This is a genomic window from Streptomyces typhae, assembly GCF_009755605.1.
Taxonomy (GTDB): domain Bacteria; phylum Actinomycetota; class Actinomycetes; order Streptomycetales; family Streptomycetaceae; genus Streptomyces; species Streptomyces typhae.
In genome coordinates this window covers 57405-74587 of record NZ_WPNZ01000019.1, presented here as the reverse complement: position 1 = coordinate 74587, position 17183 = coordinate 57405, and the positions used below count along the sequence as shown (strand labels likewise).

Below are 17183 nucleotides of genomic sequence, written 5' to 3'. Positions count from 1 at the left end.
AGCAGGCCACGCAGCGGTTCATGCTGCGCGGCGCAATCCGTCATGCCGCCCCACGGCGGCCTATCAGAGATCTGACACACATGAATGGCATAGCTGGACCACCCCGCGGCCTCGCGCTGCGGCGGAGGATCGCCCTGGCCGTGTCCACCGTGATGGTGGGCACGCTGCTCCAGGCGGTGCTGGCACCGGAGGCGAACGCCGACGGGCGGGGCCGACCCGGACTCCCGTCGGCGGAGCAGCCGGTCGAGGGCCGCGACGGAGCGAAACTCCGGCCGCGCAAGGTGGCCAAGGGCCCCAGGACTCCTGCTCAGCGACCCAGAGCACACTGGCCCAAGGCCGGCTCAACCGTGGTGAGCATCCCCGGTTCCGAGCGTCGGGCCGACACCCGTCCCGTCCGGGCGAAAGGGCTGCCGCTCTCGCTGGCCGCACCGGAGGCGGCTGCACCGCGAGGCAAGGCCCGCGCGGCGAAGGCGTCACCGCCATCGGCTCCGGCGGCGACGGGCACGGTGAAGGCGCGGGTGCTGAGCCGGCAGGCGGCCGAGCAGGCAGGCGTCAACGGCCCTGTGTTCACCCTCGCATCGGGAGAGAGGCAGCGCGACAAGCCGGGCACGGTCCGGGCGGAACTCGACTACTCCAGCTTTGCCGGGACCTTCGGCGGCGGTTACGCCTCGCGGCTCACCCTCGTCGAACTCCCGGCGTGCGCTCTGCGCACTCCGGCCGAGGAGCGGTGCCGCACGGCGCGGCCCGTCCAGACGGTCAACGACACCGAGAAGCAGACCCTGACGGCGGCCGCGGTCCCTGTGCGCGCTGCGGCTCCCACGGTCCTTGCCGCAGTGACCGCGGACAAGAGCGAGAACAGCGACTACAAGGCGACCTCGCTGTCCGCGTCGGCCACGTGGGACACCAATCTCAACACGGGCGACTTCGACTGGTCCTACGACATGCCGGTGCCCGACGTACCGGGCGGGCTGCAGCCCCAGGTGGGCCTGTCGTACTCCTCCGGCAACGTCGACGGCCGGACCGGCAACACGAACAACCAGTCGTCCTGGGTCGGTGACGGTTTCGACCTGTGGTCCGGCTTCATCGAGCGCCGTTACAAGCCGTGCGCCGACGACGGTGAGAAGCACTCCGACGGCGTCAAGCCCGGCGATCAGTGCTGGGACTACGACAACGCCTTCCTCACCCTCAACGGCAAGGGCGGTGAACTGGTTCCGACCGGCAAGAAGGACGAGTTCAAGCTCAAGCAGGACGACGGCACCCTGATCACGCGACTGGCTTCCGCCAACCGTGGCAACGGTGACGACGACGGCGAGTACTGGCGCCTGACCGACCCCGAGGGTGTGCGCTACTACTTCGGCTACCACCGCCTGCCCGGCTGGAAGGACGGGAAACCGACGACCGACTCGACCTGGACGCTGCCGGTCTTCGGCAACAACAGCGGCGAACCGTGCCACAAGGACTCCTTCGCCGATTCCTGGTGCCAGCAGGCGTGGCGCTGGAACCTCGACTACGTCGTGGACCCGCGCGGCAACGCGATGGCGTACTACTACGACCAGGAGAGGAACTCCTACGGCCGCAACCTCAAGGCCGAGGACGACACTCCCTACACGCGCGGCGGCTCCCTCGACCGTATCGAGTACGGCCTGAAGTCCTCGTCCATGTACGGCGGCAAGCCGCTGGCGAAGGTCGACTTCACCACCGCTGAGCGCTGCATCGTGGACAACAAGACGGACTGCAAGGACATCGACAAGGACTCCTTCTACTGGTACGACACGCCGTGGGACCTGAACTGCAAGGCGGGCAGCAAGTGTGACAAGGGACGCCTCGCTCCCTCTTTCTGGACCCGCAAACGCCTGACCGGCGTCACCACCCAGGTCCTCGACGGCGACGCCTACCACCAGGTCGACTCCTTCAAGCTCTCCCACCGCTGGGGCAAGGCGGACGTCGACTACCAGCTCCTGCTCGACTCCGTGGAGCGCACCGGCCACACCGCCGAACCGGCCGTGACCCTGCCGAGGACGACCTTCGACTACACGCAGTTGGAAAATCGTCTGGACAAGACCGGCGACGGCTACGCCCCCTTCATCAAGGCTCGCCTGTCCACGATCGCCGACGAGTCCGGCGGCCAGGTCGACGTCAACTATTCGGCTCCGGCGTGCAAGTGGGGCGATCTACCCAGCCCGCAGTCGAACCCCACCCGCTGCTTCCCCCAGTTCATCGGCGGTGACTCCGAGGACGACCCCGAGAAGCAGTGGTTCAACAAGTACGTCGTCACCTCCACGACCACCACGGACCGCACCGGCGGTGCACCCGACGCGGTCACCCGGTACGAGTACCTGGGCGACGCCGCCTGGCACTTCGACGATGACGACGGCCTGACGAAGAAGAAGTTCAAGACCTGGTCCCAGTGGCGCGGCTACGGTCACGTGCGGGTCAAGACAGGCGGCCAGGGCGGTGACGCGGCCCTCAAGACGCAGGCCGACACCTACTTTCTGCGCGGTATGGACGGTGACCGCAAGGAACCCTCCGGCGGCACCAAGGCCGTCAGCGTCGCCCTCGACGACGGCGAGGGCGACGCCATCACCGACCACGAGTCCGCGGCCGGCTTCCCCTACAAGACCGTCGCCTACTCCGGACCGGGCGGCAAGGTCCTGTCCAAGACCGTGGAGCGCCCCTGGCACCACCAGACGGCGAAGAAGGTCCGCGACTGGGGGACGGTGACGTCCAACTTCACCGGAACCTCCCACTCCAAGACCTGGACCTCACTCGACGACGGCGCGGGCAAGGACTGGCGCACCACCTCCGTCGCGACGGAATACGACACGGTCGCAGGACGCCCGGTCCAGGTCGACGACCGCGGGGACAGCAACACGGCCTCCGACAACCAGTGCACCCGTACCACGTACGCCACCAACACCGACAAGAACATCCTGACGCTGCCCGCACGCGAGGAAACGGTGACCGGGGCATGCGCGGACACGCCCGACCGCGCCAAGGACGTGGTCACGGATGTGCGCACCGCCTATGACGGCGGCGCCTACGGCGCAGCGCCCGCCAGGGGTGACGCGACCGCGACGGCCACGCTCAAGAAGCACGACGGCACCAAGGCCACCTACCTGGAGGCCGGCACCACCTTCGACGACTACGGGCGACAGCTCACGACCACCGACCTCACCGCCGACGTCACCGTCACCGGCGACGGCGATCCGGTGCGCACTCCGCGCAAGAACGGCCGCACCACCACCACGTCCTACACACCGGCCACCGGCTTTCCCACCAAGGTGACGGAGACATCGCCACCGACGAAGGCGGCGGAGCCCGGATCGGCGCTGACCACCGTCACGGAACTGGAGCCGCTGCGCGGCCAGCCGCAGGCGAAAATCGACGCCAATGACAAGCGGACCGATCTCACGTACGACGCACTCGGCCGCTCGCACAAGGTGTGGCTGGCGGACCGCAGGACCAGCCAGGTGCCCAGCTACGAATTCACGTACTTCGTGGACGAGGGCAAGCCGGTCGCGGTCCGTACCCAGACACTGAACAACAACGGGGGGCAGATCCCGTCGTACACGCTGTACGACGGCTTCCTGCGCGAACGCCAGACCCAGGCGGTCGGCCCCGACGGCGGCCGACTGCTCACGGACGTCTTCTACGACGAACGGGGGCTCGCGGCCAAGGCCTTCGCGCCCTACTACACCGAAGGGCCGCCCCAGCGGACTCTGTTCACACCGGACAACGCCCTGAGCGTGGAGTCCCAGACCCGTACCGAGTTCGACGGCCTCGGCCGCCCGGTCGAGGAGAAGCGGCTCGCCGGCAACGGCGACGGCGGCAAGGTCCTTGCCACTACCCGGACGACCTACGGCGGCGACCGCACCACGGTCGTCCCGCCCGTGGGCGAGAACGCCACGACCAGCCTCGTCGACGCCCGTGGGCGCACCACCGAACTGCGTCAGCATCACAGCCGCAGCGCAAACGCGCCGTACGACACCACGAAGTACCAGTACAGCCCACGCGGTGAGCTGTCCCGGGTCACCGACCCGGCCGACAACACCTGGGGGTACGAGTACGACCAGTTGGGCCGCCAGACCAAGGCCAGTGACCCCGACAAGGGAACGACCCGCAGCGCGTACGACGACCGCGGGCAGCTGACGACCACCGAGGACGCCCGCGGCACGGTTCTGGCCAGCGTCTACGACAACCTGGGCCGCAAGACCGAGCTCCGTGACAAGAGCTCCACGGGAGCCCTGCGGGCGAAGTGGGTCTACGACACCGTCGAGGAGGCCAAGGGGCAACTGGCCGAGTCCACCCGCTATGTGGACGGCGCGGCCTACACCAGCAAGGTCACCATGTTCGACCGGCTCTACCGGCCCATGAAGACCGAACTGGAGATCCCGGAGAAGGAAGGCGCACTGGCCGGAACGTACCAGAGCGGCACCCGCTATCTGCCCTCCGGCCTGGTAGGCGGTGTGAGCTACTCGGCGGCCGGTAACCTGCCGGGCGGTGGGTACTCGACCTCCTACGACAAGGAGACCCTTCGTCCGACGTCCATCCTGGCGAGCGGGTTCCAGGCCGACACCAGTTACTCGCTGACCGGCAAGCCGCTCCAGTACGCCCTGGGAGCCAATGGCGCGAGCAAGAAGACCTGGGTCACCAACACCTACGAGTGGGGCACCCAGCGCCTGGCCACCTCCCGCGTCGACCGCGAGGATCAGCCCGGCGTCGACCAGCACGACACCTACCGCTACGACCAGGCCGGCAACGTCCTGTCCGTCTCGGACGTGTCCCGCACGGGAACCGACACCCAGTGCTTCGGCTACGACTACCTCCGCCGTCTCACCGAGGCCTGGACGCAGGGCGACAAGAACTGCGCCGACGCCCCGGCCGGTGACAAGATCGGCGGCCCGGCCCCGTACTGGCACTCCTACACCTACGACAAGTCGGGAAATCGCCTCGGCGAAACCCTGCACGACACCAGTGGCGCCGTCGGTGACCGGGCGAAGGACACCAAGCGCAGCTACGAGTACCCCAAGCCGGGCACCCCGCAGCCGCACACGCTGACCTCCGTCACCTCGCAGCTGCCCGGCGGAACCGCCACCAAGGACTCCTACACCTACGACGAGACCGGCAACACCGTAAGCCGCACCCTGCGCGGCACCACCCAGTCACTCCAGTGGGACGCCGAAGGCCACCTGACCAAGGTCACCGAGCCCGCCGAGGAGACGAAGAACAGGAAGAGCACCAAGAAGACCAAGGTCACCGAGTACCTGTACGACACCGAGGGCAACCGCCTCATCGCGCGCACACCCTCGGAGACCACGCTCTATCTCGGCCACTCGGAGGTCACGCTCCCCAAGGGGGCGGCCAAGACCAGAGCCACGCGCTACACACCTCTCGGAGGCGGCCACGAGGCCGTCACGCAGGACGACGGTTCCGTCTCCTTCATCACCGCCGACCACCAGGGCACCGGCCAGCTCTCGGTCGCTGCGGCCGATCTGAAGCTCGCCCAGCGCCGCACCCTGCCCTTCGGTGGGCAGCGCGGCGAGAGCCCCACGTCCTGGCCGGGGACCAAGAGCTTCGTCGGCGGCACCGACGACACCCCCTCCACCGGCCTGACCCACCTAGGCGCCCGCGAGTACGACCCCGCCATCGGCCGGTTCATCTCCGTCGACCCGGTCATGGACTTGTCGGACTCGCAGCAGATGAACGGGTACGCCTACGGCAACAACAGCCCGCTGGTGTATTCCGACCCGTCGGGCAAGTTCTCGATCTTCGACATCATCGGCCTGTACAAGACGGGCAAGAAAATATACGACCGAGTTATCGCCCGGAATCGGGCAGACAGCCAGTCCAGCGGCAGCTTCGGCGGGGGCGGCGGATACGGCGGGGGCGGCGGGTACAGCGGCGGCGGTTACGGCGGTGGAGGCGGTTACACAACCAATGCCCTGTACACCGGTGGCCGCAGCAGCCGCATGGCTCCGGCAGGGATGATCAATCCTTTCGCTCCGCTCGACAAGGGAATCTTCTCCCACCTCAGGGGATTCTTCGGCGCCGGTGGTGCAAAAGACGTGCCGAAGATGATGCTTCCCGACCTCAACTCGTGGAAGACCTGCGGTACGCACCCCGGCGTCACCATGGAGTGCGGCGAGACCGCCATGGATCTCCTCCCGTGGGGGAAGGTCCTCAAACCGCTCAAGGGCGCGATCAAGGGGCTGAAGAAGGCAGCGAAGGGGGAGGAAGCGGCAGGCAGGGCAGGCAGGAGCCTCCCGTCCGGCTGCAAGTGCTTCCTCGCCGGCACCGGCGTCGTCATGGCCGACGGCTCCACCAAGAAGATCGAGGACATCGAACTCGGCGACAAGGTCCGGGCGACCGACCCGGAAACCGGGGAGACCAGTGAGCGCGAGGTCACCGCGACGATCGTCACCGACGACGACAAGCGATTCACCGAACTCACCATCGCCACCCCCGACGGCCCAGAGAAACTGACCGCCACCTACGAGCATCCGTTCTGGTCGGTCTCCGAGCAGGACTGGGTCGAAGCCGGAGATCTGAGGCCCGGCATGACCCTCCGCACGGACGACGGCGATACCGTCACCGTGACGGCTGCACGCCAGTACCTGGACCGCCAGCGGACGTACAACCTCACTGTTCAGGGGTTGCACACGTATTATGTACTGGCGGGCAGGACTCCAGTATTGGTTCACAACAGCAACTGCGACTTCAAGATTGGTGTTGCGGACGAGAAGTACGACAAACATGTCCTGGGTCTCGATGATTCCGGAAACCCCACCCGTAGGCCTGATATGCCGGAATATGACACGGATGATGGGTTTGAAAGGTACGTCGCGGACGCGCAGGCGTTGATGTGTCCCGGTAGCTGCCCTGCCGCCGCTCGTGAAGCTGTCAGAAGTGACGGCGTCATCATTCGAATGGATTCCCAGGGAAGAATAGGAATGAGGAACGGAAATACCATCACCACCTATTTCCGGCCAGATGATCCGCTCGCATACTTCCAGCGGGAGGCGGCCCGGTGACGCATGACACCGAGAACTTCCGCGACGCGTTCTCCAGCTTTGTCAGAGAGTCAGGTCGGTGGCGTGACGTCGAACCGGAGGCGCTCCTGTCCCGCTGGAGGACGTTCGTCGAAGAGTGCGAACAGGGATATCGGGGTGACGCCGAAGACTACTTCAATGATCTGACGTCAAGGGATTCTCTGGCAAGGGCCTTGGGTTCTGCGGAACTGCAAAGCTTTCCCGAGCTTGTGCTACTTCGCGTAGAAGTGGAAGCGGTAGACTCAAGATTCCGTGTACTCCTCATTCCGGATGCGTTTCCAAGGATCCCCGCGGAATACTGGTGGGCGCGCGGCGTGGTGAAATTTGCGCGTAGGCGGCTGGTGGAGGACTTGAGACGCGAATATCGCATTGAGGCGGAGCTATTCGAATAGCTGTTGCAGGTTCGCGCAAGTAAAGCGGAGCCCCGTCAGATGCGTCCTGACGGGGCTTCTGCGCGGTCTGACAGCAGTGGTTGACGGCAACGTCAGCAGACGACTGAGGCGCAGGGTGGCGGTTCGTCGGCGTCGGAGCGTGCCGTCTTGGTGGCCTCCCGGCCGACGAGCACGGCACCGAGGGCGTCGGTGGCGTCGCACTGTATGGACAGAGGAACAGTGCTGGGTGGCACGCTCTTTCCCAACAACGGCTGCCTGGTGTTCACGGAGAACAGCGGTCGCTACGGCCACAGGTGGACGGACTCTACACGCCAGCAATTCCAGCAATTCCAGCAGTTCCAGCACTTTTAGCAGTTCATGAGCGATCAAGGGATCGACTTCGACTACAGGCCGTGGGGTTGAGATGGGGAACTGGAATCCAGTGGTGTATCGGGGGGACGGGGCCTGGATTGGGATCATGCCCGATGGTCGTATCGGCGTAGGCGTGGAGTCAGAAGGCCGGTCCTCTCTCGAGGGATCGGGATTCGTTCCCATGTGGCCATACCTGGAGCGTGACCTCCCCTCATGCTTGGCCGCTTTTTGCCGCTCGTGGGAGCACCTCGGCCAAGGCGGCGTTCCGACCCCTGAAAATCTCATCGAACGGACAGTGGAGACGGCGTGGAAATCCGGTCGGTCGTACTGGATGGAGCTGGCTACAGTTTGGGCTACCGAGATGGTTCGGCGAGAGGAGTTCAAATAAGAGATCACTCGCAAGCTTCTTCTCGAAATGGCTGCCTCGCAGGTGCTGTCGCCAGAACTGCGGGATCAAGCTCGGGCCGCTGGCGGGTAGGTGATCCGACACCCGCAGGGCACCCAGAACAGGGTTGATCAGCCCTGACCGCATCTCGGAGCCATTGCTTCAGAAAACCTGAAGCCCCACTTGTATGACGGGTGGGGCTTCAGGAGCTTTCGACGACGACAGCGGAGTCGGCGAGCTTCGTCCGCGGTGCGAGGCGAGGAGCGTCGGGGGTAGGCGTGCCGGTGCAGATGTTGCGGCTCACGTGGCGCAGGGAACTTCCTCGCACATGGCCGGTGCCCCTCACGCCGAGTGTCGATGCCGCGTACGCGGCGGTGCGGAAAGACACCCGGCGGCAGGGAAAAGCTCACCCCCCAAGCACCCGAACCACCCCCTCATAAGAAACCCCCCGCCCCCGCAGAACATCCCGCACAACCCCCGGCCGCGCAGTCAGCGCCAGAAGCAGATGTTCGTCGCCGATGCTGCGGTCGCCCCGGCCGAGTGCGACCCGCAGTGCCTGTTCAAGGACGCGTTTGGACTCGGGGGCGAACGGGCGGTGGCCGGTGCGGCCGAGGAGGCGGCGGCCGCGGCGGGGGGGCGCGGCCGGGGACGCCCGTGTGGGCCAACGCGCCTTCGCCGTGGGCCTGTTCGACGCTGGAGACGATCGCGTCCACGTCGATGCCGAGCCCGGCCAGGGCTTCCTCGTCGGCCCGCGAGACGCCCCCGCGACGGCGGGCGTCGGCGAGTGCCGCCGTGATCGCGTCGCGGCGGTCGGGGGCACCGAGAGCGGTGAGGGCGAAGGCCGCCTTGGTGCCCTCGGCATCGAGGAGGGCGAGCAGCAGGTGCTCGTCGGTGACGGTGGCGGCACCGGCGCGCTCGGCGTGCGCGACCGCTCCGACCACCACGTCCCTGGCGCCCTGTGTGAACCGTTCGAACATCATCGCCTCCCGTACTTCTTGTGCACGGCCTGCTTGCTGACGCCGAGCTCGGCGGCGATCTCCTGCCACGACCAGCCCTGGTTGCGGGCGCTGCGCACCTGGACGGTCTCGAGCTGTTCGAGCAGCCGCCGCAGCGCGGCGACCGCCCGCAGCCCGATGCGTGGATCGTGATCCCCGGCCCGCTCTGCGAGATCCGTTGCCTCGGTCATGGCGTCAACGTACGTTGACATGAGCGAGCGCGTCAACCCCGATTGACGGGAGGCGGGCGCCCGCGAGCGGCGTCGCCACTCTCCCGTCAACACCGCTGGCGGCCGCACGGCTCAAGGTTGACGCAAATAGCCTCAACTAGGGCCGCACAGCCGCAACTTACGCATCGCACACCCCAGCAGCTCCCCCCAACAGGGGCGACTCGGGAACCAGTTGCCAGCTTCTGGCCGCCCCGGGCACGCCCGCCGCAACTGCCCGTGGAACTCCCGTAACCCCAGGTCACGCGGCATATGCACATCAGCGGAGCTGCCGCGCTCGGAAACCGCTGGATGTACCGGGTCTCAAAGCTTGACCACAAATTACACACACCCCCTCTACACACCCGCCTCGATGGTCTAAATTGACCGTGCTTCAGCTATGCGGACACGAAGCGACAAATAATGATCTATTGGTTCGGAGCCTGAGAAAAGCCAGGAGTCACGTCTTGGGCGCCGACCGTGGGGGTGGTCGATTCCAGGGGCCCTGGAGGGGGGAACCGGGTGCGGGGACACCCAGGTTTCGAGGGGTTTCCACGCAGCTCACGATCTTGGCTGTGCTCGCGAAGTCGGGTGCCGTCAGGGCGAGTTGCACTGTGCGCTCAATCATCCCGGAGGCCTGCGCGGAGGGCGCGGGCCTGCCGAGGGGAGGAGCGGCGCGGCGCGGGGGGCGGGGGCTTCCCGAGGGGGAGGAACAGGGCGACACGGGGGGCGAGGGGCTCCCTGATGGACAGGGTTGGGCGAACACGGCCAACCTCTGGCGACCTGGGGGGGTTCTGTGCAGCAGGGGGAATTAGCCAGCCCGTTTCCGTCGGCGCGCGGGCGTCTGACGAACGGAGGAGTCAGCCGGCCCGCTAGCGACTGGGAGCAGCGATACCGCCGTACTGTCATCACCAGCGACACCGTGGCCACCGCCTTCGTGGTCGCGTCGATCGGCTCCTTCTTCGGCGCCCGGGACGCCGCCAACTGGCACGAGAAGTGGACGATCCTCGCGTGCGGCACCGAGATCCTCGTCCTGGGGGCGCTCGCGGTGAGCCGTTCGTGGGCCCCGGCCGTGCTCGGCCAGGGCGCCGAGGAGTTCCGCAGGCTCGGCCGGTCCCTGTTCATGGCGGCCGTCGTCCTGGCGCTGGGTGGGATCGCCCTCACCTCGCGCAACATCAAGCTCTGGATCTTCGTCGCGATCCCCGCGATCGCGCTCGTCACCATGACGGCGCGGTATCTGCTGCGCCTGCGCCTGCACAGACACCGCAACCAGGGGCGGTGCCTGAGACCGGTGCTCGCCGCCGGGAGCCCGGAGACCGTGCGCGACCTGATCGCCCGTGCCCGCAAGTTCCCGCACCTCGGCTGGCGCGTGGACGCGGTGTGCACGACGGACGGCCTCGGGGTCGACGGTGACCAGCTGGACGGTGTTCCCGTCGTCGGGCGGCTGACGGACGTCGCCACCCATGTGCAGCGCGACGGCTACCGGGTCCTCGCGGTCACCCCGGACCCGCACTGGTCGCCGGACCGGCTGCAGCGTCTCGCCTGGAACCTGGAGGGCTGCGACACCGAGATGGTCGTGGCGCCCGTGCTGATGGAGGTGGCGGGGCCGCGGCTGCACGTCGACGCGGTACTCGGGATCCCGCTGCTCCGGGTCAGCATGCCGACCTTCACCGGGGGCCGCCGGGCCGTCAAGGGCGTCGTCGACCGGCTGGGCGCGGCGATCCTGCTGGTTCTTTTTGCGCCGCTGATGGTGCTGGTGGGCCTGATGGTGCTCGTGGACAGCCGCGGCGGGGCGCTCTACCGTCAGCGCAGGGTCGGCAAGGACGGCCGCGAGTTCACCATCTTCAAGTTCCGCACCATGGTCAGCAACGCGCACGCGGTACGTGCCGAGCTCGCCGACCGCAACGAGGGCGCGGGGCTGCTGTTCAAGCTCCGCAGTGATCCGCGGGTGACCCGGGTGGGGGCGGTCCTGCGCCGGTACTCGCTCGACGAGCTCCCGCAGCTTTTCAACGTGCTCACCGGATCGATGTCGCTCGTCGGCCCGCGGCCGCCGCTGCCGGAGGAGTCCGCCGCGTACGGTCCGGACATCCGGCGGCGGCTGCTCGTCAAGCCGGGGCTCACCGGCCTGTGGCAGATCAGCGGCCGCAGCGACCTGCCGTGGGAGGAGGCGGTCCGCCTCGACCTGCGGTACGTCGAGGACTGGTCGCTCGCCCTGGACACAGTGATCTTGTGGAAGACGCTGCGTGCGGTGATCCACGGTCAGGGGGCCTACTGATGTGCGCGATCCGTCGACCGGGCGGCACACGGACCGCAGGCCCGAAGGGCCTGCCTGGGGGGAGGGACGAGTCATGAGAGTCAGCGTGTTCGGGCTCGGCTACGTGGGCTGCGTGTCGGCCGCGTGCCTGGCCAGCATGGGGCACGAAGTCATCGGGGTGGACGTCAACCAGGTGAAGGTCGACCTGGTCAACGACGGCAAGGCCCCGGTGGTCGAGGAGCGGATCGGCGAGCTCACCGCCGAGGTCGTACGGACCGGGGCGTTACGCGCCACCACCGACGTCCGCGAGGCGATCATGGGCAGTGAGGTGTCGCTCATCTGCGTGGGCACGCCGTCGGAGCCCAACGGCGCCCTGTGCACCACGTATCTGGAGCGGGTCACCGAGCAGATCGGCAAGGCCCTGGCCGAGCGGGGCGGGCGGCAGACCGTCGTGTTCCGCAGCACCATGCTTCCCGGCACCTGCCTGAATCTGCTGGTGCCCATCCTGGAGAAGAACGTCGGCGGCACCGCGGGGGTGGACTTCGGCGTCGCGGTCAACCCGGAGTTCCTGCGCGAGGGCACCAGCGTGCGGGACTTCTTCGACCCGCCCAAGACCGTCGTCGGCGAACTCGACCCGGCGAGCGGCGACGCGGTCCTCGCGCTGTACGAGGGGCTGCCCGGCGAGGTGTTCCGGGTGCCGGTCCCGACGGCCGAGGCCATCAAGTACGCGGACAACGCGTTCCACGGCCTCAAGATCGGCTTCGCGAACGAGCTGGGTGCGGTGTGCCAGGCGCTCGGCGTCGACTCGCACCAGGTGATGGACGTGTTCCTGGCCGACCGCAAGCTGAACATCAGCCCCGCCTATCTGCGCCCCGGCTTCGCCTTCGGCGGCTCCTGCCTGCCCAAGGACCTGCGCAGCCTGGTCCACGCGGCGCGGCGGGCCGACATCTCGGTGCCGATCCTCTCCCATGTGCTGCCCTCCAACGCCGACCATCTGCAGCGCGCGGTGGAGCTGGTCGAGCGCACCGGGAAGCGCCGGGTGGGCCTGTTCGGTCTCTCCTTCAAGCCCGGCACCGACGACCTCCGCGAGAGCCCGCTGGTCGAACTGGCGGAGCGGCTCTTCGGCAAGGGCTACGACCTGAAGATCCACGACGCCAACGTGAGCCTGTCCCGCCTGATCGGTGCGAACCGCGAGTACATCGAGACCCGCCTTCCGCACCTCGCGCAGCTGCTCGCGGACTCCGTCGACGACGTGCTCGACCACGCCGAGGTGTGCCTGGTCGGGACCAGGGATCCGGCCGTCCTCGCGGCGCTGCCGCACGGCGACGGACCAGTGATTGTCGATCTCATCCGCCTACCCGACGCCGAGAAGCGCCGGACCGAACCGGGGTACATGGGCCTTGCTTGGTAATGCAGAAGACAGCGACAAGCCGAACCGGCGCGCGCTGATCCTGGTGGAGAACCTGTCGGTGCCCTTCGACCGGCGGGTGTGGCAGGAGTGCACGACACTGCGCGACGCGGGCTGGACGGTGGACGTCATCTGCCCGCGCGGTACGAAGCGGGACACGGAGCCGGAGGCGGTGATCGACGGGGTGCGGATCCACCGCTACCCGTTGCGCGCGGCCACCGGCGGTCCGGCCGGCTATCTGCGGGAGTACGGAGCGGCGCTGTGGCACACGGCCCGGCTCGCCCGCAGGGTCGGCCCGGTCCATGTGGTGCACGCCTGCAATCCACCGGATCTGCTGTTCCTGCCGGCACGGTGGCTGACACGGCGCGGCGCACGGTTCGTCTTCGACCAGCACGACCTGGTGCCCGAGCTGTACCTGTCCCGCTTCGACCGCGGCAAGGACCTGCTCTACCGCGCCGTGTGCGCCCTGGAACGGCTGACGTACCGGGCCGCCGACATCGTGATCGCCACGAATGAGAGCTACCGGGACGTCGCGGTGAGCCGTGGCGGCAAGCGGCCCGGCGATGTCTTCGTGGTGCGCAGCGCGCCCGCGGTCGACCGGTTCCAACCCGTGCCGCCCGAGCCGGACTTGAAGCGCGGCAAGCCCCATCTGCTCTGCTACCTGGGTGTCATGGGGCCGCAGGACGGGGTCGACTACGCCCTGCGGGCCCTGGCGAAGCTGCGTGACGAGCTCGGGCGGAGCGACTGGCACGCGGTGTTCGTCGGCGCGGGCGACGCCTTCGACGCGATGAGGGACCTGTCCCGGCAGCTCGGTCTCACCGAGCAGGTGGAGTTCACCGGGCGCATACCGGACGCGGACCTGGTCCGCTATCTGTCCACCGCGGATGTGTGCCTCTCCCCCGACCCGCGCAATCCGCTCAACGACGTGTCCACCATGAACAAGGTCCTCGAGTACATGGCGATGGGCCGCCCGATCGTCTCGTTCGACCTCAGGGAGGCGCGCGTCTCCGCCGGTGACGCCGCCGTGTACGCGCCCGCCAACGACGAGGCCGAGTTCGCCCGGCTCATCACGCTGCTGCTCGACGACCCGGAGCAGCGGGCCCGGATGGGCAAGATCGGCCAGGAGCGGGTCAGCGGTCCGCTGTCCTGGCGGAACTCGCAAGCCGCGCTGCTCGCCGCCTACGACGCCGCCTGCCGTGGCCGCACTCCGGTGGCGGCGGGCCGCCAGGTCCGCACAGGCTGGAGGCCGCGCGGTTGAGCGAGGACACGATTCGCCTGGTCACGATCGGGCGGATCCTCCGTCGGCGCTGGCGGCTGCTCGCCGCCATCGCCGTCCTTGGCGCACTCGTCGGGTTCGGTGCCTCGGTGCTGTTCCCGCCGCGTTACACGGCGTCGGCGTCGGTGCTGCTGCCGGGACAGTGGGAGGAACGGGAACTGCTGACGCAGGCCGAGATCGCCACCAGTTCGTCGGTGGTCGACCGTGCCGCCGCCACGCTCGGCTGGGCGGGCAGCGGCAGCGAGCTGCGGGGCAAGGTGAGCGCCACAGCCTCCGAAGGCAACATCCTCAAGATCTCGGGTACGGCCGGGACCCCGGAGCGCGCACAGCAGCTCGCCGACCGGCTCGCCAAGGAGTTCGTGGGCTTCACCGCGCGGATCGCGGGTGACGGCAGCGACTCCGGCGGCGCCACGGGCCCAGAGGCCCTGCGGCGGAAGGTGGAGGAGACCAACCGCCGCATCACCGACCTGGCCGAGTCGGCCGACCCGGGACGGACCGTGGAGAGCGTGCAGGCCCGTACCGCGCTCGAGAAGCTGCGCATCGAGCTGGCGGAGGCCATGAAGAAGCTGGAAGAGGCCGACCCGGCGGCCGAGAGGGCGGGCCTGGTCGTCATGGGGCCCGCGCCCCGGCCGACCGGCGAGGCGCCGCCGACACGGACGCAACTCGTCGCCGGCGGGGCGCTGTTGTCCTTCGTGCTCACGGTCATCGGGCACCTGGGCGCCGCCCGGGTCAACCGTCGGCCGCGTACCGAACCGGAGATCGCGGCGGCTCTCGGCGCGGCGCTCATCGGCACCGTCGACGTGCCCGGTGAACGGGGAGCGGACCGGCCGCGGGGCAGTGGTCCGCGGGCCGGGGTCCGCCGGTTCCTCGGCCTCGACACCCGGTGGGACCTGCCCGCGCCGCGGAGCTCCGGCGACGAGACGAGCAGACGGACCCGCTACCGGCGGGTGTGCGCCCGCCTGCGGGACCGGCTCCCGGCCCCGCGGCGCCTGCTCGTCGTCGTACCCGAGGGCGACGAGGTCGCGCTCCGGGCCGCCGGGCAGCTCGCCGCCGAGGCCAAGAGCGACCCCCAACTGCGGGTGGTGGAAGTGTCGGTGTCCCAGCCGATGGTCCCGGACCGCGAGGCCGAGTCCGGTGCCCTGGTCGTGATCAGCGCGGGCAACTGGACCGCCGCGGAGCTCGCCGCCGTCGCCGGGGCGTGCGCGGACGGCAGACACGAGGTCGTCGGCATCGTCGTCGCCGACACGGTCCGGGCCCGTCCGGCGCGGTCCGACGCCCGGCCGCCGGAGAACGCCAAGCTGGCGCTCGCGGTGCGCGGTCCCTCGACGGGAGGTTCCGAGTCATGAGCACGACTACGGAATCGTCGGCGGGCGCTCCGCTGGTGGACCTGCGGGCACTCCTTGTGGCGGTGCGCAGACGCCGCCGTCTCTGGACGTCCCTGGCGCTCGTCGGGTTCCTCGTCGGCGCGGCCCTCGCGGTCCTGCGGCCGCCCCCGCCGACCGCGGTGACCAAGGTCCTCGTCGCGCACAAGGCGGACCAGCCGAACGACACCGGCACGCTCATCCGCACCGACGTGGAGCTGCTCAGCACCACCCGGATCGCGGGCAAGGCCCTCGAAGCCCTGAAGTCCTCCGAGAAGCCCGAGGACTTCATGGGGACCTACCAGGGCACCGGTGTGACCAACAACCTGCTGCAGATCCAGGTGACGGCCGACACCGACGCGCAAGCGGTGGCGCGGGCCAGGGCGCTGGCCGAGGCGTTCGTCGCCGACCATGTGCGGCGGATGCGGGACTCCGCGAAGGCCGAGGCCGAGGCCCTGCTCGACCAGCGCGACCGGATGCGGGACGAACTCGTCCGGGTCAACAAGTCGATCGGGAACCGGTCGCCGGACAGCGACCCGAAGTCCTCGGCGAGCATCGAGTCGCTGTTCTCCCGCCGGGCCGAACTCACCTCGCGGATCGCCGACTTCGACCAGCGGGCCGAGGAGGCGCGCGTCGGCACGCCCCAGCTCGTCGCCGGGACGCAGATCGTGGACGCGGCGCGCGCGGTGCAGCACTCCCTGCCCAGGGCCGCCGCCACCGGCGCGGTGATCGGGCTCGTCCTCGGGCTCGTCCTCGGGCTCGCGCTCGCCGCCGTCGGCACGGTGGTGGCGGACCGTCCCGTGCTGCGCCGGGAGATCGCGGGGAATCTGGGGGCCTCGGTCATCGGGGAGCTCGGCCGGGTGTCCCGCCGCCCGGTCGTGCCGTGGCGGCGCCGGCGGGTCCGGGCGGAACGGACCAGGGTCACGGCGACACTGGCCCGCGCCGTGCGCGGCTCGTCGGAACCGGTGTCGCTCCTCGAACTGGGCTGTGCGCACAGCGCGGGTGCGATCGCCCTGGACGTCGCGAGGGCCCTGGCGGCGGACGGCGCGGTGGAGATCGTCGACGGGCTGCCGGGGCCGCAGCTCACGAACCTCCGCAAGGAGCCGGGAGACCCGGACGTGGTCAGCGGTGAGCAGGCCGAGTCCGTGCCGCGACAGGGGCGGCGCCTCGGCGTCGGCTCGGTGGCGCCCGGCACGGCGTGGACGGACCTGCGGTTCCTCGGCACCCAGACCGTGCTCGTCGTCCAGGCCGGGCACGGCAGCACCGCATGGCTGCACACGGTGGCGCGGCAGCTCGCGGACCTCGGCATTCCCGTGATCGGTGTGGTGCTTGTCGATCCCGATCCGCGGGACAGGACCGACGGCACCCTCTGGGACGGTCTGCACACCGCGCTGCGCGGCCCCTTCAAGCGGCCGGCCCGGCAGAACGGGACGGGGCAGCCGCGTACGGAACGACCGTCGGTGCCTGCCGCACGGGTCCCGAACAGCGACCAGGAGGCGCGGTAGA

General features: G+C 69.0%; 9 protein-coding genes and 1 pseudogene. 8 read left to right on the top strand and 2 right to left on the bottom strand.

The features are described 5' to 3' along the window. The first annotated feature begins 80 nt into the window (after positions 1-80). The 3 genes from GPA10_RS29335 to GPA10_RS44140 all read left to right on the top strand — a co-directional run bounded on the left by GPA10_RS29335 (position 81) and on the right by GPA10_RS44140 (position 7792). A complete protein-coding gene (locus GPA10_RS29335) occupies positions 81-7031 on the top strand; it encodes a polymorphic toxin-type HINT domain-containing protein (RefSeq protein ID WP_246260000.1) in 6951 nt (2316 codons plus the stop codon). Further along, positions 7028-7441: a hypothetical protein gene (locus tag GPA10_RS29330; RefSeq protein WP_198351739.1), complete on the top strand. Its 414-nt coding sequence runs from the start codon at positions 7028-7030 to the stop codon at positions 7439-7441. The genes GPA10_RS29335 and GPA10_RS29330 overlap by 4 nt, the downstream gene beginning before the upstream one ends. 204 nt (positions 7442-7645) lie before the next feature. After that, positions 7646-7792 (top strand): polymorphic toxin type 43 domain-containing protein, encoded by a 147-nt coding sequence (locus GPA10_RS44140; RefSeq protein WP_425505831.1) that lies wholly within the window; start codon positions 7646-7648, stop codon positions 7790-7792. 791 nt (positions 7793-8583) lie between these two features. Here the strand turns inward: GPA10_RS44140 and GPA10_RS29320 are convergent. Further along, positions 8584-9154 (bottom strand): annotated as a pseudogene (locus GPA10_RS29320) (Clp protease N-terminal domain-containing protein). Continuing rightward, positions 9154-9363, bottom strand: a complete 210-nt coding sequence (locus GPA10_RS29315) for an RNA polymerase sigma factor sigma-70 region 4 domain-containing protein (RefSeq protein ID WP_058849022.1) — start codon at positions 9361-9363, stop codon at positions 9154-9156. Before GPA10_RS29315 ends, GPA10_RS29320 begins: the two are co-directional and overlap by 1 nt. 811 nt (positions 9364-10174) lie before the next feature. On the opposite strand from GPA10_RS29315, the gene GPA10_RS29310 reads away from it, so the two are divergent. The 5 genes from GPA10_RS29310 (at position 10175) to GPA10_RS29290 (ending at position 17182) form a co-directional block, all read left to right on the top strand. After that, positions 10175-11653 (top strand): sugar transferase, encoded by a 1479-nt coding sequence (locus GPA10_RS29310; RefSeq protein WP_343041443.1) that lies wholly within the window; start codon positions 10175-10177, stop codon positions 11651-11653. Between the two features lie 73 nt (positions 11654-11726). Continuing rightward, on the top strand, positions 11727-13043 hold the full coding sequence (locus tag GPA10_RS29305) for a nucleotide sugar dehydrogenase (protein WP_058849020.1): 1317 nt from the start codon (positions 11727-11729) through the stop codon (positions 13041-13043). Further along, positions 13033-14298, top strand: coding sequence for a glycosyltransferase family 4 protein (locus GPA10_RS29300; protein ID WP_157168129.1), 1266 nt, complete (start codon positions 13033-13035; stop codon positions 14296-14298). The genes GPA10_RS29305 and GPA10_RS29300 overlap by 11 nt, the downstream gene beginning before the upstream one ends. Continuing rightward, the gene (locus GPA10_RS29295; protein ID WP_157168128.1) at positions 14295-15662 is read left to right on the top strand and encodes a Wzz/FepE/Etk N-terminal domain-containing protein; all 1368 of its coding nucleotides are present in this window, start codon (positions 14295-14297) and stop codon (positions 15660-15662) included. Before GPA10_RS29300 ends, GPA10_RS29295 begins: the two co-directional genes overlap by 4 nt. Continuing rightward, complete coding sequence (locus GPA10_RS29290; protein WP_157168127.1) at positions 15659-17182, top strand: Wzz/FepE/Etk N-terminal domain-containing protein; 1524 nt, start codon at positions 15659-15661, stop codon at positions 17180-17182. The genes GPA10_RS29295 and GPA10_RS29290 overlap by 4 nt, the downstream gene beginning before the upstream one ends. Position 17183: the final 1 nt, after the last annotated feature.